The 19224-nt window shown below is 67.6% G+C and carries 15 protein-coding genes; 5 read left to right on the top strand and 10 right to left on the bottom strand.

Features of this window, described 5'->3' with window-relative positions; translation table 11 throughout:
* Positions 1 to 559: 559 nt before the first annotated feature.
* Entirely contained in the window at positions 560 to 2395 is a 1836-nt protein-coding gene (locus AC6UUM_RS15945; RefSeq protein WP_500803228.1) for a TonB-dependent receptor plug domain-containing protein, read from the bottom strand.
* Between the two features lie 16 nt (positions 2396 to 2411).
* A complete protein-coding gene (locus AC6UUM_RS15940) occupies positions 2412 to 3059 on the bottom strand; it encodes a VTT domain-containing protein (protein WP_500803227.1) in 648 nt (215 codons plus the stop codon).
* 153 nt (positions 3060 to 3212) lie between these two features.
* Between AC6UUM_RS15940 and AC6UUM_RS15935 the strand changes: the two genes are divergently transcribed.
* Genes AC6UUM_RS15935 through AC6UUM_RS15925 form a run of 3 tightly spaced genes read left to right on the top strand, consistent with a single transcriptional unit; the run spans position 3213 to position 8200 of the window.
* Complete coding sequence (locus AC6UUM_RS15935; RefSeq protein WP_500803226.1) at positions 3213 to 5831, top strand: DUF7133 domain-containing protein; 2619 nt, start codon at positions 3213 to 3215, stop codon at positions 5829 to 5831.
* Positions 5832 to 5835: 4 nt separating this feature from the next.
* Positions 5836 to 6681 carry an ABC transporter ATP-binding protein gene (locus tag AC6UUM_RS15930; protein WP_500803225.1) on the top strand — a complete coding sequence of 282 codons (846 nt, stop codon included), beginning with the start codon at positions 5836 to 5838 and terminating at the stop codon, positions 6679 to 6681.
* Complete coding sequence (locus tag AC6UUM_RS15925; protein ID WP_500803224.1) at positions 6674 to 8200, top strand: ABC transporter permease; 1527 nt, start codon at positions 6674 to 6676, stop codon at positions 8198 to 8200. Before AC6UUM_RS15930 ends, AC6UUM_RS15925 begins: the two co-directional genes overlap by 8 nt.
* On the opposite strand, the gene AC6UUM_RS15920 is transcribed toward AC6UUM_RS15925, so the two are convergent.
* The 5 genes from AC6UUM_RS15920 to AC6UUM_RS15900 are packed head-to-tail and all read right to left on the bottom strand — an operon-like array spanning position 8188 to position 13951.
* The gene (locus tag AC6UUM_RS15920) at positions 8188 to 9270 is read right to left on the bottom strand and encodes a ComEC/Rec2 family competence protein (RefSeq protein ID WP_500803223.1); all 1083 of its coding nucleotides are present in this window, start codon (positions 9268 to 9270) and stop codon (positions 8188 to 8190) included. The genes AC6UUM_RS15925 and AC6UUM_RS15920 overlap by 13 nt on opposite strands.
* Complete coding sequence (locus tag AC6UUM_RS15915; protein ID WP_500803222.1) at positions 9267 to 10406, bottom strand: aldose epimerase family protein; 1140 nt, start codon at positions 10404 to 10406, stop codon at positions 9267 to 9269. Before AC6UUM_RS15915 ends, AC6UUM_RS15920 begins: the two co-directional genes overlap by 4 nt.
* A complete protein-coding gene (locus tag AC6UUM_RS15910) occupies positions 10403 to 11941 on the bottom strand; it encodes a PQQ-dependent sugar dehydrogenase (RefSeq protein WP_500803221.1) in 1539 nt (512 codons plus the stop codon). Before AC6UUM_RS15910 ends, AC6UUM_RS15915 begins: the two co-directional genes overlap by 4 nt.
* The gene (locus AC6UUM_RS15905) at positions 11938 to 12693 is read right to left on the bottom strand and encodes an SDR family NAD(P)-dependent oxidoreductase (RefSeq protein ID WP_500803220.1); all 756 of its coding nucleotides are present in this window, start codon (positions 12691 to 12693) and stop codon (positions 11938 to 11940) included. Before AC6UUM_RS15905 ends, AC6UUM_RS15910 begins: the two co-directional genes overlap by 4 nt.
* Positions 12694 to 12697: 4 nt before the next feature.
* Entirely contained in the window at positions 12698 to 13951 is a 1254-nt protein-coding gene (locus AC6UUM_RS15900; RefSeq protein WP_500803219.1) for an MFS transporter, read from the bottom strand.
* 214 nt (positions 13952 to 14165) lie between these two features.
* Here AC6UUM_RS15900 and AC6UUM_RS15895 point away from each other — a divergent pair, with 214 nt between their 5' ends.
* Together AC6UUM_RS15895 and AC6UUM_RS15890 are read left to right on the top strand one after the other, a co-directional pair.
* Complete coding sequence (locus tag AC6UUM_RS15895; protein WP_500803218.1) at positions 14166 to 14996, top strand: SDR family NAD(P)-dependent oxidoreductase; 831 nt, start codon at positions 14166 to 14168, stop codon at positions 14994 to 14996.
* A gap of 15 nt (positions 14997 to 15011) precedes the next feature.
* Positions 15012 to 15752 (top strand): SDR family oxidoreductase, encoded by a 741-nt coding sequence (locus AC6UUM_RS15890; protein WP_500803217.1) that lies wholly within the window; start codon positions 15012 to 15014, stop codon positions 15750 to 15752.
* 19 nt (positions 15753 to 15771) lie between these two features.
* Here the strand turns inward: AC6UUM_RS15890 and AC6UUM_RS15885 are convergent, their stop codons facing one another.
* The 3 genes from AC6UUM_RS15885 to AC6UUM_RS15875 all read right to left on the bottom strand — a co-directional run bounded on the left by AC6UUM_RS15885 (position 15772) and on the right by AC6UUM_RS15875 (position 19202).
* Entirely contained in the window at positions 15772 to 16617 is an 846-nt protein-coding gene (locus AC6UUM_RS15885; protein ID WP_500803216.1) for a fumarylacetoacetate hydrolase family protein, read from the bottom strand.
* A gap of 49 nt (positions 16618 to 16666) precedes the next feature.
* Positions 16667 to 17344 (bottom strand): GntR family transcriptional regulator, encoded by a 678-nt coding sequence (locus AC6UUM_RS15880; RefSeq protein ID WP_500803215.1) that lies wholly within the window; start codon positions 17342 to 17344, stop codon positions 16667 to 16669.
* A gap of 148 nt (positions 17345 to 17492) precedes the next feature.
* Entirely contained in the window at positions 17493 to 19202 is a 1710-nt protein-coding gene (locus AC6UUM_RS15875) for an IlvD/Edd family dehydratase (RefSeq protein WP_500804994.1), read from the bottom strand.
* Positions 19203 to 19224 lie beyond the last annotated feature (22 nt).

Here is a 19224-nt window from a genome sequence, read left to right as displayed (position 1 = left end):
CACCCTTCTCGGAACTTCGGAAGGTCCGCTTGTGGGCGTTCATCCGGGGCCAAGTGTCAGGCTCTATCCACCGGAGGGTCGAAGGCAGCGGCAACCTGCTCTGCCCAGGGCAGATCGGCCACGGCCGTCAGGTCCTTGATCGACACCGCCAGCGGGCAGCCGCGAGCGGATCAGGCCGGGTTTGCTGACCCGTGCCGGCTGCTGGACTGTTACTGGGGTAACAGGTGCAGCCAGGGCGTTTGGTGCATCGTGTTCCGCCACGGGCTGGCGGAGGGTCAATACACGGCGAGTGGTCTTCTGCGTTGTGGTCATTGCTGGCTCCCTGTGTGGAGCAGCGGCACGCTTCTCCCACTGGCCAGAGCACCGAGAGTGGTGACTCCCATGGCTTGCACGTCAGCCGATAGCAGCCTGCCGACACAGCAATGCTTCGTTTGCCACACATGTCGAGGGGAATGTCGGGGGGGTGGGCCGTTTGCTGCCATCCCGATGAATAGCAATAACCACTTCAGCGACGCCTGCAGGGCAGCACACGACGCTGCGTATCATATGGGTAGGACTGTTAGAGCCGGACGCTGGCCAGCAGACGCAGGCGCAGCGGCGGCGCGGGGAAGCCGGCGGCATCCTGCCAGTCGCCATCCAGCAAATTATCGGCCGCCAGCCTGATGGTCAGCGCGTCCGTCGCCTGCCAGCGCGCATCCGCCGCCAAAGACACATAGGGCGACAAGCGCTGCCGCCCGCCCGGCACCGATTCGTCGTCACGCGCGCCGATCTGGCCGGCGCGCAGATGGGCAGCGAACCGGTCGGTCACCTGCCAGCGCACGGCGACATTGGCGCGCCAGCGCGGCCGCAGCAGCAGATCAGGCCCGCCGGCCGTATCGCGCGGCCAGACATGCTGCACGGCCAGATCGAACTGCACGTTGCCCAGTTGCTGGGCCAGGCTGGCGGACACGCCGTCCACCGCGACGCGGCCACGATTGACCAGCGCCGGCGCCGGCTGAAAGATGAAATCGATCAGATCACGATAGCGCGCGACAAAGCCGGTCAGGCGCACGCGGGTGCGATCCTGTTGCCAGATCAGCGCCACATCGGCCCGCCGGCCGGATTCGGGCCGCAGCGCCGGGTTGCCGACCAGCGGATTGGCCAGCGCATAGAAGCTGGGCGCCTTGAAGCTGCTGCCGGCCGATGTTTCGACCCGCCAGCCCGCGCCCAGATCGATGGCTGCCGCGACACGGCCGGACAGCCGGGCCTTGAGGCTGCCGATGCGATCGACGCGCAACGCACCCTGGCCGGATACGGCACCGGCGCGGCTGGCGATTTCGGCAAAGCCGGCCCAGGCCGCCCGGTCCAGCCGATAGGCGGTCGGCAGCGCGAAGAAGCCGAAATCCAGTTTGCCGCTGGAGTGGCCGCTTTCGTTGCTGCCCTCGATACCGGCGGCGATCTGGGTGGCGCCGGCCGTCCACGCCAGGCTGGCCTGGCCGATCAGGCGATCATAGCGCGTCTCATCCGTGCTGGCGGGCAGGCCATTGGGATTGCTGGCCGCGCGCGCGACACCAGGGCTGGCGAGCGTGTCGCTGCGCCCCAGCCAGCTGGCATTGAGATCAAGCACCAAGCCCTCGCCCAGGCTTTGGCGGGTGCGCACCGCGGCCAGATATTCGCGTGCCCGGCGGGTTTCGGCCTGGCGGCGTGTCGCCAGCAACGCGCCGCCGCTGGCATCCGGAAAGCCGGCCGAATCGATGTCGTTGAAGCGCAGCAGCAAGCGATCGCCGCCATTATCGCGCACCACCCGCAACACAGCGGTGCGCGCCACGAACCGGGCCAGCGGCGTTGGGGTGCCATCGTCGTCGATCTGGCCGGTCAGACTGGCCCCCCAGCCGCCGCCCATCGGGCCGGACACGCCAGCGGCCAGCATATGGCCGCCCCGGGTCAACCCCTGCTGCGTGATGCCGCCGCCCTGCGCCGTGAACGCCAGCCGATCGGCAGGGCCCTGCGGCGTGATCGCCAGCACGCCCGCCAGCGCCCCCGATCCATGCACCGCCGACAATTGCGTCGTCAGCAGATCGATCCCGGCCAGGCCAAAGCTGCCGATCTCGGCCAGGTTGACCGCGCCGCCGCGCGAACTGGTGGCGTTGTTGATCGGGACGCCATCGAACAGCACCAGCGTGAAATTGGGATCGGCGCCATCCAGCGTGGCAGCCGCAAAGCCACTGCGTCCGCCAGCTTGCGCGATGAACAAATTGGGCACGCCTGCCAGCGCCGATGCCACGCTGCCGCTGCTGTCGAGCGTCTCGGCATCGACCCGGATCGGCGCAGACACCGGCGGCAAGCGCGAGGCGGTGACCACCAGGGGCGGCGCTGCGGCCGCAAATTGGGCCAGCATCAGGACAACAAGCGACATGGATACTCTTTTTTCTTCAACGGCGACGCAGCAGGTACCAGATGGCATGGCCCAGCGCCGGCACGGCAATCGCCCCCACCAGCGCCGGCCCCAGATTGCCGGCCGACGAGGCCGCGCCCAGCCCGGCCCAGGCGATGGCAAGCGCCATGTTGGCCGGCACCATGGCCAGCAGAAACGGCGCCCACGCCATGCGCGCGGCACCGGCCATGATCACCACCGCTTCGGCCACCACCGGCACCGGTCGGCTGAGCAGCAGCGCCAGTGGCCCCAGTGCGTGCAGCCGCGGATTCAGCCCGGCCAGCGCCGCATCCCCCAGCAGCCGGTTGGTCAGCGCCCGGCCCGGATAGCGGCCCACCCAATAGCCCAGCAACGCGCCGGCCATCAGGCCCAGCCAGATTGCCGCCGCCCCGATCACCGACCCCAACGCACTGCCAGCGGCCACCGCGACAATGCTGGAGGGCACGGGCAGCAGCGGATCGAGCGCCAGCAGCAACACCACCAGCCCCATCACCAGCCAGGGCCGATCCGCCAGGCCGGTCGCGGTTGCAGATGCCAGCCGCGCCACGTCTTCACCGATCAGCGCCCAGGGCAGCAGGATCGCGGCCAGCAATCCCGCCAGCAGCCCCAGCCACCGCGCACGCCGCCCCGCCTGTATTGCTTGCATCGGCCCTTTGCTCCGAGCCGGGGCATGCGGCACGTCGTCCGTACCGTCAAGCCGACACAAACGTCGCTTGCACGGCGCGCATACTATATACAGTATGGAATTGCCAAGCGCCGCCGCCTGCGGCACGAAGGCACCATCGGCAGGATGAAGACCATGGCACATCGCAAGGCCCTGAATGGCGCCTTTTTCACGCTCTTGGCGGCGCCCTTTCTGCTGGCTGCGACCAGTCTGACGGCGCCGCCGCGCAGCGAGCTCAATCGGCACTGGCCATTTTTCGAACCGAGCGAACCCGATGAGCCGGCGGTAAGGGCGCCGCGCGATGCGCTGAAAAGCTTTGCCATGCCGCCGGGCTATGCCGTGGAGCTGGTGGCCGCCGAACCGCTGGTGCAGGATCCGATCCTGATGGAATTTGATGGCGATGGCCGGCTGTGGGTGATGGAATTGCCGGGCTGGGCGCACAATCTGTCGATGGACAACAGCCTGGAGCCAGTGAACCGGCTGGTGGTGCTGGACGACACCGACAATGATGGCGTGTTCGACAAGCGCACCGTGTTTGCCGACAAATTGGTGTTGCCGCGCGCGTTCAAGATCCTTGCCGGCGGCTGCGCGCTGATCGGCGAACCGCCCACCTTGTGGAAGGCCTGCGATACTGATGGCGACTTGAAGGCCGACACCAAGGTGAAGGTGGCCGACGGCTTTGCCCGGCTTGGTGTGCTGGAACATGGCGCCAATGGCTTGTTCTGGGGCATGGACAATCTGCTGGTCGTGTCGGAGCATGAATGGAATCTGGCGTACAAGGCCGGCCAGTTCGTGACCGTGCCGGGCCTGCGCCGCGGCCAGTGGGGCGTTGCCCAGGATGATGCGGGGCGCATCTATCGCAACGTCAACACCGATCCGCTGTTCGTCGATTATGTCTCGCCGGATTATTATGCGCGCAATCCCGATCTGGTGCGCACGCGCGGCCTGTACGAAAATCTCGTCGATCAGGAAAAGACCAATATCTGGCCGGCCCACCCCACGTTCGGGCTCAATCGCGGCTATCGGCGCGAGGTGTTCCGCACCGATGGCACCGCCAGCTATTATGGCGGTGTCTCCTCGCCGCTGATCTATCGTGGCGGCCGGCTGCCGGCCGAGATGCAGGGCATGGGCTTCGTGGCCGATGGTGCCACCAACATCGTCCACCTGCTGCGGCTGAAGGATGATGGCCAGGGCCGCAAGATGGCCGAGGATTTTTACCCCAAGGGCGAATTCCTCGCCTCCACCGATGTGCGCTTCCGCCCCACCGCGCTGGCCGGCGCGCCTGATGGCAGCATCTACATCGCCGACATGTATCGCGGCGTGTCGCAGGATGGCCCGCTGCAGACCGATTATCTGCGCGATTACATCAACAAGCGCGGGCTGGCGCGCGGCACCGGCCATGGCCGTATCTACCGCGTCGTCTATCTGGGCCCCGATGGCCGCGCCGTGCCGCCGGCACCCGCCGCCCGCCCGCAGATGAGCCGCGACACCTCGGCCGCGCTGGTCGGCCACCTGTCCAACCCCGATGGCTGGTGGCGCGACACCGCCCAGCAATTGCTGGTGCAGCGCGCCGATCCGGCGACGGTGCCCTTGCTGGTGAAGCTGGCGCGCGACCGCAAGGGCGATTGGCGTACCCGCCTGCACGCGCTGTGGACGTTGCACGGCATGGGCGCGATGCGCGCCGATCTGGCGCTGCTGGCGATGGCCGATGCGCGGCCGGAACTGCGTGTGGCCGGTCTGCGTCTGGCCGAACCCTGGCTGGCCACCGCCGCTGCCAAGCCGATGAAGGCGGCGCTGGCGCTGGCTGGCGATGCCAATTGGCAGGTGCGGGTGCAGGCCGCTGCCAGCCTGGGCGTGCTGCCCGCCGAACAGCGCATGGCGCCGATGATCGCCCTGCTGACGGCAAATGGTGATGATCCGGTGCTGGTCGATGCGGCGGTGTCGGGCATGAAGGGCGGCGAGATGGCCGTGCTGTCGGCCCTGGCGTCGGCGCCGACGGCGCCGGCCGATGCGCTGGCGATGCTGTCTGGTGCGCTCGCCAAGCGCCGCGACGGCTCCACCGGCCAGGCGCTGGTGGCGATGGCCAGCAACGACGCGCTGGCGCCGCCGGCCCGGGCCGCGATCATGGATGGACTGGCGTTGGGCTTTGCCGGCGGGGCGCAGGGCGGCGGCAATGCCGTTGCCGGCGGCCGCGCGGGTGGCAATATCCCCGGCGTGGCGCGCGCGCGTGCCGGCGGCAATCGCTTCGATCTGGCCGGCGAACCGACCATGCTGACCCGGCTGGCCAGCACGGCCGGCACGCTTGCCGAACCGGCGCGCAAGCTGTTGGCGCTGGTCAACTGGCCGGGCCGGCCGGCGCCCCCGGCGTTGCCGCCGCGCAGCGCCGCCGAAGAAGCCCTGTTCGTGCACGGCCAGGCCATTTATACGGAGCAATGTTCAGGCTGCCACCAGGCGCAGGGCCAGGGCCAGGCCACCGTGGCCCCGCCGCTGGCCGGATCGAAGCGGGTCGCCGCGAGCGGCGATGTGCCGGTGCGCATTCTCACCAACGGGCTGGAAGGCAAGATCGGCCTGATGCCGCCGCTGGGCGGCGACATGACCGACGAGGAGGTTGCCGCTGTGCTGACCTATGTGCGCCAATCCTGGGGCAATACCGGCGCGCCGCTGCCACCGGCGGCGGTGAAGGAATGGCGGCTGGCCTTTGCCCACCGCACCATGCCCTGGTCGGAAAAGGATATCGACGCACCGCAGCGGTGAGGCGATGATCGAAGTCGCACAAGTCTGCCGCAGCCGTGGCGGCCAGCGGGTGGTGGACGATGTATCGTTCACCGTGGCCGCTGGCGAGATTGTTGGCCTGATCGGCCTGAACGGCGCTGGCAAGACCAGCCTGATCGATTGCCTGGCCGGGCTGGCCGCACCCGGTAGTGGCCAGATCCGCGTGGCCGGGCATGCGCCGGGCAGCCGGTCGGCCCGCGCCGCCACCGGCACCCTGTTGCAACAGCCCGGCCTGCCGGCGCGGCTGCGGGTGGCGGAGACGCTGGCGCTGTTTGCCGGGCTGCAGGGTCAGCCGCCCAGCCCGCAGCTGGTGGCCGCGCTGGGCTTGGCAGCAATCGCCGGGCAGCGGGTGGAGACGCTTTCGGGCGGCCAGCGCCAGCGGCTGGCGCTGGCGCTGGCCTTGCAGCATGAGCCGGCGGTGATCCTGCTCGATGAACCGGCCACCGCGCTCGATCCCGGCATGCGGCGCGATCTGGCCGCCCTGTTGGCTGACCGGCGCGCGGCCGGTGCCGCCATCCTGATGGCCACCCATGATCTGGCCGAAGCCGCCAGCCTGTGTGACCGGGTGCTGGTGATGGCCGGCGGGCGGCTGTTGACGGGCGGACGCCCCGCCGATCTGATCGCCAGCCTGCCCAGCAAGATCCGGATGGTGACGGCACAGAAGCTGCCGGGGGCCGCAAGCGCCAGCATCGAAATCGCGGCGCAGGATGTGGCGGCCGCCGTGCGCCAGTTGCTGGCGCAGGCTGGCGCAGTACCGGTGCTGGAGCTCAGCGTGACCAGCGCCAGCCTTGCCGATGTCGTGCTGGCGGCGCAGGAACCGCCGCATGGCTGACATCCCGTTCCGGCCGCTGCTGTGGGCCAATCTGCTGGCGACGCTGCGCAATCCGATGGCGCTGATCTATGGCTGGCTGTTCCCGCTGTTCTTTCTGGTCGGGTTCTGGGCGCTTTATGGCCAGGATCCGGTGCCGCTGGCCCTGCATGCCGGGCAGTTTTTCACGATCACCATCCTGGGTAGCGCCGCCTTTGGCCTGCCGACGCAGATGGTGGCGGAGCGTGAAGCCGGCCTGTGGCGCCATTATGCCCTGACCCCGGCGCCGCGCTGGCGCTTCGTGGCGGCACTGGTGCTGGCCCGCGCCCTGTTGCTGGCCGGCGCGCTGATCGTGCAGCATTTCGCGGCGCGCGGCCTGGGCATGCCGGAACTGCCGCATCCGGTCTCCACCATGCTGGCGCTGGCCACGGCCGGCCTGTGTTTCCTGTGCATCGGCGCGCTGATCGGCAATCTGGCACCGAATGTGCCGGCCGTGCAGGCGCTGGGCCAATGCATCTTCCTGCCGATGCTGATCATCGGCGGCGTGGCGGTGCCGCTGGCCAGCCTGCCGGATTGGGCTTTGCCCTTGTCCAACCTGTTGCCCGGCCGCCATGCGGTGGTGGCGATCCAGACGGCGGTGACCGGCACCGGTACCCGCGCTGCCGGGTTCGAGCTGGCGGCGCTGGCCGGGCACGGCCTGATCGCCTTGCTGGCGGCGGTGCTGTTGTTCCGTTGGGAGCCGGCCGCGCCACCGCCCGCCGGCCGTCGCGGCCTGTGGCTGTTGCCCCTGCTGGCGCTGTGGCTGGCGCTGGCTGCCGTTGCCCAGCAGCGCCACCGGTCGGTGCCAGCCGCGCCGGACACCGCGCCAGCCGGACAGGTGGCCGATTATCTGGCGCCAGTGACGTCAGACGCGACCAGTGCCGTACCCGCCGCGCTGCCTGCCGCAGCGCCGACAGCGTCGCGTGCACAAGCTAGCCCGCAGCCCCGCCCGCTGCCCGCCGCGCCGGCCACCGCAGAGGCCCCTGCCGCGCTGGCGCTGCCAGCCGAACCGCCGCTCGATCTGGACCGCATCGCCTTTGAGCGCCTGCCATCCGATGCCGGGCTGGTGGCGCCGATCGCGGCCGAACCGCCCGATGAGGCTCTGGCCAGCGCCCTCACCCGCATCCGCGGACAACTCGCAAGCTGGCCGCCCGCCCGCGACGGATCACCCGAACAGCAGGTGCGCACCCTGCTCCTGATCGCCGCCGTCCCCGATCTGTTGCAGATGGACCCATTGGAACGCCACCTGCCGCTGCTGGTGGAAGGCGTGCTGCGGGAACGCTTTAGCAGCGCGCAGGCGCAGCGTCTGCTGTTCGCCATCGCGCTCGATCCCGATGCCGGCAGCGTGGCGGCGCGAGCCGATCTGCCGGGCATCGGCTTGCCCGCCCATGCCGGCCCGGAACAACCGCTGCGCGGCCGGGTGATGCTCTATGCGTTCAAGCTGCTCGGCCGCCTGTCAGGCCGGCGCCTTGGCGATCCGCCGCTGCCCGATCAGGCGCAATGACGTTCGGCGGTGCCGATGCGTTCGTTGGTGAAGGTGAAGCAGGCATCGCGTGACACGGTGATCAGCAGGTTCTGATTGCCGAACCGGTCGATGTTGACGATACGCTCCGACAGCGTGTCGGCGGCCGGGCTGCGGGTGGCCGCATGCAATTGCCAGACCTTGGCGCCTGGAATCGCCTTGAAACGTTCCAGCACATCGCCATCGCCGCCCTTGGTCGGGCCGTTGTTGACCACCACCAGCTTCGGCCGGATGCTGTTCACCAACGCCGGCGGATTGGAAACACCGCTGCCGTGATTGTCGGCAAACATCAGATCAACACCGCCCACCCGGTTCAGCGGGCAGACCAGTCTATACTCCAGCGCCCAACTGGCATCGCCCAGGCTGAGGATGCGGGCCTTGCCCCAGCGCAGCAGCAGTCCCAATGAGCGCGGATTTTCCTCGCCGCCATTATCGGCCATGTCGGTCGGCCCCGTGCAGCTGGCCCCGGGCGCGCCGCTGCCGGGAATGGCCTTGGGCGAAAATTCCCCGTCGCTGTGCACGGCGATCAGCTCCAGCCCATCGATCCTGATCCGCTCGCCGGCCTTCATCACCCGCGTTTTCAGGCCTGTCCTGGCCTCGGCATAGAGCGGGTAGATGACATCCGGGGAGATCGGGATTTTTTCCTTGGGCAGTTCCGGCGTGACGAACTCGCGATTGGGGCCATGGTCGATCACCTCGCCGACGGGCATCAACTTCACCAGATCGTTGAGCCCGCCGATATGATCGATGTGATAATGGGTGATCAGCACGGTATCGATGCGGCTGAGCCCGGCCGCCTTGGCGGCAGCGACAATGCGTTCGGCACTGGTTGGCGCCGGCGGCACCGGCGGCCCGCCCGGCGCGGCGCGCGGGCCGCCGCGGCCCTTGGGCCAGCCGGTGTCGATCAGCAGGGACCGGCCCTCCGGCGTGATGTACAGCGTGGCTGCGCCGCCGTCGACATCTATGCTGATGATCTTCAGATCAGCTGCCACCGCCGGGCTGGCCGCCAGCAGCAGGGCGCTCAGCAAAAGGGTGGGGGCAAGACGCTTCATTTCACCACCCCGAAGGCAAATACCGTTGACGACACGAAGGTCTCGCCCGGCCGCAGCAGCGTGGAGGGAAACTCCGGCCGGTTCGGCGTGTCGGGGTAATGCTGGGTTTCGATCGCCACGCCATCGCCCTGGCGCAGCATCAGGCCCCCGGCCGCCGCCTGGCTGCCGTTGAAGCCATTGGCGGTATAGACCTGCATGCCGGGCTCGGTGGTGCTGATCGCCAGCCGGCGGCCGGAGACCGGATCGACCAGTTCAGCGGCCGGACGCAGGGTGCCCGGTGCGCCTTCGACGACGAAATTGTGATCGAGGCCCTTGGTGTTGAGCATATCCGGGTGGGAACTGCGCAGCGCCGGGCCGATCGGTTTGGCCACGCGGAAATCGAACGGCGTGCCCTCGACCGGCGCAATCACGCCGGTCGGCAGATTGCGTTCGTTGGACGGCGTGTAGCGGCTGGCGTGCAGCCGCAGCCGGTGCGCGTCGATCGGCGCGCGGCCATGGCCGCCCAGATTGAAGTATGTGTGATTGGTCACGTTGATATGGGTCGGCTTGCTGGTCGTGGCCTGCCAGTCGATGCGCAATTCATTGGCATCATTGAGCGTGTAAGTGGCGGTAACTGCCATGGCGCCGGGAAAGCCATTGTCGCCATCCGGGCTGTTCAGGCTGAGCGCGACGCCGGCCGTCGTCGCGGTCTGGAAGCTTTTGGCCGCCCACAATTTCGTGCCCCAGCCGCCGCCGGTCGCGCTGGTGCCGCCGTGGATGGTGATGCCGGTTTCGGGATTGGCCGGCAGGGCAAAGCGCTGGCCATCGATGGTGAAGCCGCCGCCGGAAATACGGTTGGCAAACCGGCCGATCAGCGTGTTGAACGAGCCGCCGCGATCCCAGGCGTCGAAATCCGGCCGGGTGAGCACGACATTGGTCAATGTGCCGGCGCGGTCCGGCACCGAGACTTCGGCAATCGCGCCGCCACGGGTGAGGATGACCACCCGCATGCCACTGCGGTTGGTAAGCGTTATGGCATCCACCTGTTCGCCCTTGGCGTTGGTGCCCAGCGGCGCGACCGCGGCCGTGCCGGCCAGCGCCGGTGCGGCGGCCAGCAAGGCGGCAACCAAGGCAATTGGGGCGAGAATCGGCTTCATGGCAGCGGCTCCAGACGGATGACGAGGCCGGGGGTCGCCGCGGACAGCGGCTGTCCGGTGCCCTGCCCGGTTGGCTGTTGCACCAGCACATAGAGCAGCCCATCCGGCCCGGTCGTCACCGCGCGTACCCGGCCATAGGCCTTGAACAGCACTTCCTGGTGAACGATCCGCTCCCCGTCCAGCACCAGCCGGCGCAATTGCTGGCCAGCCAACGCCGCGACGAACAGATTGCCGCTCCAGCGCGGATAACGCGGCCCCGGTGTGTTCCCGGCATTGTAGATGTGGATGCCCGATGGCGCGATGGTCGGCGTGTAATAGGTGATGGGGCCCACCATGCCTGGCGCCTCGCGCGCCGAAATGCCGGGCTGCATGCCCATCGTCGCCACGCCCCAGCCATAGTTGGCGCCGGGCCGGATCAGGTTGATCTCGTCGCCGCCGCTGGGGCCGTGCTCCGCCTCCCACAGCCGGCCCTGGCCATCGAAGGCAAGTCCCTGCGGGTTGCGGTGGCCAAGGCTGAGGATGCTCTTCACCGCGCCCGGCGTGTTCACGAACGGATTGTCGGCCGGGATGCTGCCGTCGCGGTTGATCCGGTGCAGCTTGCCCAGCCCAGTGCCGAGCGTCTGCGCATTCTTCATGTCGCCGCGCTCGCCAATGCTGAACAGCAGCCGCCCTTGCGCATCAAAGGCAAAGCGCGCGCCATAATGCGAGCCGCTGACGGTGTATTGATCAACCGGCGCCTTGAACAAAGTCTGCTGGTCGGTCCATTCTCCGGCCTTGTCCAGCCGGCCGCGCACGATCACCGTCATCGACGGATGGTTCGGCGGTCGCTCGCCCGGCTTCAGCACCGGCGGCGGCGGCAGCACATAACCGGGCTTGAGTTCGACATAGCTGAGATAGATCCAGCCATTATTGCGATAATCGGGATCGATGGCGACATCCATCAGCCCGGCATCCTGGCGTTCCCACACCTGTGGCGTGTTCTTCACCGGCTGGGCCACCAGGCCGGCCTTTGCGTCCAAGATGCGCAGGCGGCCGGCGCGCTCGGTCACCAGCAGGCGGCCATCGGGCAGAAAGGCGAGGCCCCACGGCGTATCGAGCCCGCGCGCCAGCACCTTGATGCGGAATTTCTGTTGTTCCGATGCGATCACCGCACCATCTGGATCGGCCACGAACTGCGGGCGCGGGCCGGCGGTGTCAGCCTCCAGCCGCAGCCAGGCAATCAGCTGCCAGATCTGGTCGGCTGGCAGCACCTCGCCAAAGGCCGGCATTTCCGCGCCTTCAACCCCCTTGCTGATGATGCGGAACAGATCTTCGTCGCTGCGGGTGGTCAGCAGGCGCTGGTCGAACAGATTGGGCGCGCGGCCGGCGGTGCCCGGCGCGCCGTGGCAGCCGCTGCAATTTTCGGTGAAGCGCTCGCCAGTGATGCGCTGCAGCTCGCGGCCGCTCAGCGCCGCTGCCGGCGGTGGTGGCGCTTGGGCCACCAGCAATCCTGCCGCCAGCGCAAGGCCACTGGCCAGACCCAGCCGCTTGATCATCGTGCCGTCCAGCCCCCATCGATCAGGATATCGGTGCCGGTGACAAAGCCGGCGAGATCGGAACAGAGATAGGTCACCAGCGCGCCAATTTCCTCCACCTTGCCCCAGCGGCCGACCGGCAGGCTGGCCAGGAAGGCGGCGTTGGCTGACGGGTTGTCCATCACTGCCCGGTTCATTTCGGTGCCGAACGGGCCGGGGCTGATGGCGTTCACCGTGATGCCTTCGGCTGCCAGTTCCAGCGCCAGCGCCTTGGTCAGGCCGAGCAGGCTGGCCTTGGCCGAGGAATAGGCGGTGCGGCCGGGCAGCGAGATATGCGCCATGATCGAAGCCAGATTGATGATGCGGCCATAGCCCGACCCCATCATGCCCGGCACAAAGCCATGGCAAGCGAGGAAGGTGGAGATCAGACTGGAATCGATGACGCTGCGAAATTCGGCCAGGCTGAATTCCACCAGATTCTTGCGGATGTTGGTGCCGGCCGAATTGATCAGGATCTGCGGATTCGGGCTCCAGGCGTTCACGTCGGCAACCAGTGCGGCGACGCTGGCCTCATCGGTGACATCGGCGGTGAAGGCGGCGGCATCGACACCCTCGGCCGCCAGCGCGGCGACAATGGCATCCAGCTTGGCGCGGTTGCGGCCGACCAGCGCCAACCGGGCCCCGGCTGCGCCCAGCGTGTGCGCCATCGCCTCCCCCAGGCCGCCGCTGGCGCCGATGATCACGGCCGTGCGGCCAGCGAGCGAAATCTGCATATGCTTACCCCTTTGCGGCAGCGGGCTGAGTGCCCACTGCGCCCATCACGATCCAGCTGGCGGCGCCCAGCACAGCGACACCAGACATCAGCCACAGCATCGGCGTCCAATCATTGCCGCTGGCTTCCAGCAGCATCCCGCCGACCACGGGCGCCAGAAAGCCGGAGAAATTGGCAAACATGTTCATCGCCGCGCCCATGGTGGCGGTGTAGCCCTGGCCCAGTTCCACGCACTGGTTCCAGCTGATCGGCACCAGCATGTCGCCCATAAAGGCGACACTGGCGAGCAGCGCGATCGCCACCCACACGTTGGTCGCCAGCGGCACCACCGCCATCAGGATGGCGACGCTGGTGAAACAGACGATGGCAACAGCGCGGCGCGATACCCACAACGGCAGCATGCCGGCCGTAAGCGAGCCCAGCCCGCCCATCAGCAGCGGCAGCACCGAGAGGCCGGCCATGCCCGCCGCGCTCTGGCCATGCGCCTCGCCCAGGAAGGTGGGCATCCAGGTCACGAAGAAATACCAGACATAGGACCAGCAGAAATACTGGAGGCACAGGAGCAGCGCTTGCCGGCGCAGCAGCAACTTCACCCAGGATTCGGGCGCATGGGCGACCAGCGCCTGCGATTCGGCCAGCATTGCCTGTTCCGCCGCGTTCACACTCGGATGATCGGCTGGCCGTTCGTGGAAGCGGCGCGAAAACCACGCCACCCAGGCCGCGCCCAACAGGCCGAACAACACGAAGGCCCAGCGCCAGCCGACAAAATTGATCGCCAGCAGCACCAGCGGCGGTGTCACCGCGCCGCCCCAGCGCGTGCAGGCCCACATCAGCGCCTGCGCCTTCACGCGCTCTCCGCGCGGCAGCCATTGGGTGAGCATGCGGGTGAGATTGGGAAAGCATCCGGCCTCGCCCGCGCCGAACAGGAAGCGGATCGCCCACATCGAGCTGAAGCTCCAGGCTGCCCCCGTCAGCGCCGTGAAGAAGGACCAGGCCAGCACCAGCCGCGAGAGGATCTTCTTCACCCCCAGCCTGTCACCGATCAGCCCCATCGGGATCTCGAACAAGGCATAGGACAGCCCGAAGGCCCCGAACACCATGCCCATTTCCGATTTGCTGAGCCCCAGATCAGCCGAGATCGGCCCGGCGGCCTGGCTGATCGCCACGCGCTGTACATAGGCCAGGATGGCCAGCGCCAGCGCCATCGCCACCACGCCATGGCGCACGCGGGTCGGGGTCATGCCTGCGCTGTCCGTCACGTGCCATTCCCCCACTTCACCCAGGCACTGTGCGCTCACAGATCGGGCGATTGCAAGTGTATACTGAATACGATTTTCGCTTGTCAATTCATCCCGGTCGGACCAATGTCGGGGTGAAGACCGCCGCCGCAGCCAATTGACGGGCAGCCGGCGAACAGGTCAGCTTGAAGACAAGCGGGAGCCGGGTGGAGCGCCCAGGCAAAGGGAGTTGATCATGAACGAATTGGCGCGGATCAGCACGTCCAGCCTTGCCGGTTCCGTGGCGTTGGTGACCGGTTCGGGCCGCGGGCTGGGGAGGGCCATCGCCTCGCGGCTGGCGGAACTGGGCGCCGATGTCGCCGTGCATGATATCTCCGAAAGCGCGCCCGCCCAATTCGGCGAGGAAAAGAGCCTGACCGGGCTGTCCGAGCGATTGGCGTTGCAGATGGGGGTGAACACCACGGCTGTCTTGGGGGACATTTCCGACGAAGCTCAGGTGGCCGCGATGGTTGCGGCCACTGAACAGGCGCTGGGGCCGATTTCCATCCTGATCAACTGCGCGGGTGGGGACATTGGCGCGGCCGGCGGCAAGCCCGATCCCAATGGTGCGCTCGATATCAGCCTTGCCGACACGCAGGCGATCATCAATCGCAATTTCATCGGCACCATGCTGGTGTGCCGCGCCGTGATGCCCGGCATGGCAGCGCGCAATCAGGGCAGTGTGATCAACTTCGGATCGCTGAACGGCCACCGCGCCGTTACCAGCGAAGTCGTCTATGGCTGCATGAAGGCGGCCATCGTGCATTACACCCGGTGCCTGGCGATGGAAATGCGCCCCCATGGCGTCCGCGTCAACGTGGTATCACCCGGCCCGACCACCAGCGCCCGCTTCCTCGCCACCCGCACCACCGATCCGGCGATGATGGCCGCCGGCCCCAACCTCGATCGCTATGCGACGCCCGATGAAGTTGCCGGGGTGGTGGCCTTTCTGGCCGGCCCGGACAGCCGCTTTGTTTCCGGCCAGGTGGTGCGCATCGATGGCGCCGCCGGCCTTTATCCCGCCTGATCGGAACATCCGCACATGAGCAACAGATTGCAGGGCCGCACCGCCATCATCACCGGCGCCGCGCAAGGCATCGGCCTGGCCATCGGGCAGGCCTTCCTGGCCGAAGGTGCCACGCTGATCGCCACCGACATTGCCGCCGATCGTCTGGCCGCCGCCTATGCCGGCACCGCCGCCCACAGTGCGGTGCTGGACGTGACCGACGAGGCCGCGGTGAATGAAGCGGCGGTGGCGCACAGCCAGGTCGACGTGCTGGTCAACTGCGCCGGCTGGGTGGCCAGCGGCACCATCCTCGACACCACGACTCAGGATCTGAACCGCAGCTGGCAATTGAACGTGCTCGCGATGGCCACGATGATCCGCGCCTTCCTGCCAGCCATGCAGGCGCGGCGGCAGGGATCGATCATCAACATCGCATCGGTAGTGTCCAACGTGATGGCGGCACCCAACCGCTTCGCCTATGGCACCACCAAGGCGGCGGTGGTGGGCCTGACCATGTCGGTCGCCCGCGATTTCATTGCCGACGGCATCCGCTGCAATGCCATCAGCCCCGGTACCGTGGACAGCCCCAGCCTGGCCGACCGGCTGGCCGCCACCGGCGATGCCGAAGCCGCCCGCGCGGCCTTCGTGGCGCGCCAACCGATGGGCCGGATCGGCACGCCCGCGGAAATCGCGGCGGTCGCCGTGCTGCTGGCCAGCAACGACGCGACCTTCATGAGCGGCAGCAATATCGTCATCGATGGCGGGATGAGCCTGTAAGGCCCATCCCGGCCAGCGGTCACCCCGGCCAGCGCTTCACCACCTGGCGCTGCGTGCCCAGGCCGGTGATGCCCAATTCCATCACATCACCATCGCTCAGGAACCGCGGCGGCTTCATGCCCATGCCAACGCCAGGCGGCGTGCCGGTGGAAATGATGTCGCCGGGCTGCAGGCTCATGAACTGGCTGACGTAGGAGACCACGGTGGCCACATCGAAGATCAGCTTGTCGGTGTTGCCGGTCTGCACGCGCTGGCCGTTGAGATCGAGCCACAGGTCGAGCTTGTCGATGTCTGCGACCTCATCGAGCGTCACCAGCCACGGGCCGAACGGGCCGAACGTGTCGCAGCCCTTGCCCTTGTCCCACTGGCCGCCGCGTTCCAGCTGATATTCGCGTTCCGACAGATCGTTGACCAGCACCAGCCCGGCAACATGGTCCATCGCCGCTTCGCGCGTCACATAGCGCGCCTCGCGGCCGATCACCACGCCCAGCTCCACCTCCCAGTCGCTCTTCACCGACGTGGGCGGCAGCAGCACATCATCATCCGGCCCGATGATGCTGGAGGTGGCCTTCATGAAGATGATCGGCTCGGTCGGCACCGCCATGCCGGCTTCGTTGGCATGGTCGATATAGTTGAGCCCGATGCAGATGAACTTGCCGACCTTGCCTACCGGTTCGGCGGCGCGCGCCGCATCGGGCACCAGCGGCAGGGACGCCACATCCACACCCGCCAGCGCACCCGGCAAGCTGGCCAGCAGCGCGCCATCGATGTCCGGCACGATGCCGGCGAGGCTGCGACGCTGGCCCGCGCTGTCGAGCACGCCCGGCTGTTCGTTGCCGCGATCCCCGTAACGTAGCAATTTCATGGATTTGCCCTTTCATCTGGCAGGTATGGCCCTGCCAGGGGGCAAGGCATCAATCGTCGGCCAGCACCATGCTGGAAAACTTCTCCGGCTCGGAATAGGCCATGCGCAGGTGGGTGAGCAGCGCCATGCGCGGATCGGCTTTGCCGCCCGTCACCACGTCCAGCAATTCGCGGTGGTGATTGAGCCGCCACTGGCGCATTTCGCGGCTGACATGTTCCAGCGTCTTGTGGGCGAACAGCGCGACGGTCAGCTGGTCCAGCATGCGTTCCAGCCACGGATTGCCGGCCGTGTGCCAGATCAGCTGGTGGAAGCGGCGATCGAGATCGGCGGCTTCGGCCAGCGGGCCTTCCCAATGTTCCATCTGGTCGACCAGCGCTTCCAGTTGGGCGCGGATCTCCGGCGTGAGGTGGGCGCGCGCCAGCTTCATGGCTTCGGCTTCCAGCACGATGCGCAACGAATTGATCTGCTGCACTTCGGTTTCGGAAAGCTGCATGACAAACATGCCGCGGCGTTCCAGGTTCATCACCAGGCCCTGTTCCTGCAGGTGGGACAAGGCTTCGCGCACCGGAATGCGACTGGTGGAAAATTCGCGGGCAATCTGGCTTTCGTTGAGCCGATCGCCCGGCTTGTACCGGCCCGCCAGAATCTGCTGCCGCAAGGCACGCGCGATATGGTTGCGCAGGGTTGACGGGGTGTCGGTCGGGGCGAGGGGAACTGCAGTCGCCAAGATGCCAGCTTTCTCTGTGCGGAAGCCGCTGCGCGCCTACCGCGAACGACCAGGCCACCCCCGCATATAGACTGCAATGTCCGCCGCGCAAGCCGCGAGACACGAACAGCGCAAGGGGCTGGGGCAAATGCCGGATCAACGGCGCTGATCAGTGGTTGTGGCGAGGCAGACGCGCCCCGACAGATTGATAATCGACGGCGAACTCCAGCACGGCGCCGCCCTCCAGGCTGCCGACGTGAGCGCGGTACAGCGCCTCCCACGGGGTTTGGCTGGCGGGCACCGTGAACGACAGTTCGGCCTTGCGCCGCGCGATCTCCGCTTCATCCACCAGCGCGTCGCAGCGGCCGGTGTTAAGATCGATGCGGATGACATCACCCGTGCGCAGCCAGGCCAGGCCGCCACCGGCCGCCGCTTCCGGCGAGCAGTGCACGATCGACGGGCTGTCAGACGTGCCGGATTGGCGGCCATCGCCAATCGTCGGCAGGCTGGTGATACCGGCGCGGATCAGCGCATCGGGCGGCTGCATGTTCACCACTTCGGCGCTGCCGGGCCAGCCGATCGGGCCGGCGCCGCGCATCACCAAAATGCAGTGCTCATCAATGGCCAACGCCGGATCATTGATGCGGTGATGATAATCGTCGCCGCCGTCGAACACGATGGCGCGGCCTTCATAGATACCCTGCGCCCCGGTCCGCTCCAGATAGCGGCGGCTGAAATCGGCGCTGATCACACTGGCCTTGAGGATGGCGAAATCAAACAGATTGCCGCTGATCGGCATCAGGCCGGCGGACGCACGCAGCGGTGCGGCGACCGTGCGGATCACATCGCCATCGGCATCGGGCGCATCGGCGATGTTGGCGGCCAGCGTGTGCCCGGTCACGGTGAGGCGATCGGTGTGCAGCAGGCCGGCGCGGGCCAGTTCCTTCAGCACCACCGGCACGCCGCCGGCGCGGGCAAAGCCTTCGCCCAGGTGGGTGCCGGCCGGTGCCATGTTGAGGATCAGCGGCACGTCGATCCGGTCCCGCCAATCGTCCACCGTCACGCTCTGGCCGGCGTGGCGGGCCATGGCGGTGATGTGCGGCTGCGCGTTGGTGGAGCCGCCGATCGCAGCGGTGAGCGTGATGGCATCCAGGAACGCCTCGCGCGTGAGGATGCGGCTGGGGCGCAGATCCTCCTGCACCATTTCCACGATGCGATGGCCGGTGGCATAGGCATATTGGGCGCGCTGGCGCCAGGCCGCCGGGATCGCCGCACAGCCCGGCAACGACAGGCCGAGCGCTTCGGCAATGGCATTCATGGTGGAGGCGGTGCCCATGGTGTTGCAATGACCAACAGACGTGGCCGACGCCGCAGCCGCTGCGATGAAATCCTCTTCGTCGATCTCGCCGGCGGCAAGGCGTTTGCGGCTGGCCCAGATCACCGCGCCTGAGCCGACCCGCTTGCCTTCATGCCAGCCATCCAGCATCGGCCCGCCCGACAGCACGATGGCCGGCAAATCCATGGTGGCCGCCGCCATGATGCCGCTGGGCGTTGTCTTGTCACATCCGGTCGTCAGCACCACGCCATCGATCGGATAGCCGTTCAAGATCTCGACCAGCCCCAGATAGGCCAGATTGCGATCGAGCGCAGCCGTGGGCCGGCGGCAATTTTCAAAGATCGGATGCAGCGGGAATTCCATGGCGATGCCGCCGGCATCGCGAATGCCTTCCTTTACCCGCTGCGCCAGTTGCAGATGCACGCGGTTGCACGGGTTGAGGTCGCTGCCCGATTGGGCGATGCCAATGATGGGCCGGCCCGAACGCAGTTCCTTGGGCGTCAGGCCATAATTCATGAAGCGTTCGAGATAGACCGCCACCATGTCGGGCCGGTCGGGATTGGCA

The organism is Sandarakinorhabdus sp., from assembly GCF_987265915.1.
Note: the sequence above shows the minus strand (reverse complement) of the source record. Positions and strands in the feature narration are given on the sequence as shown.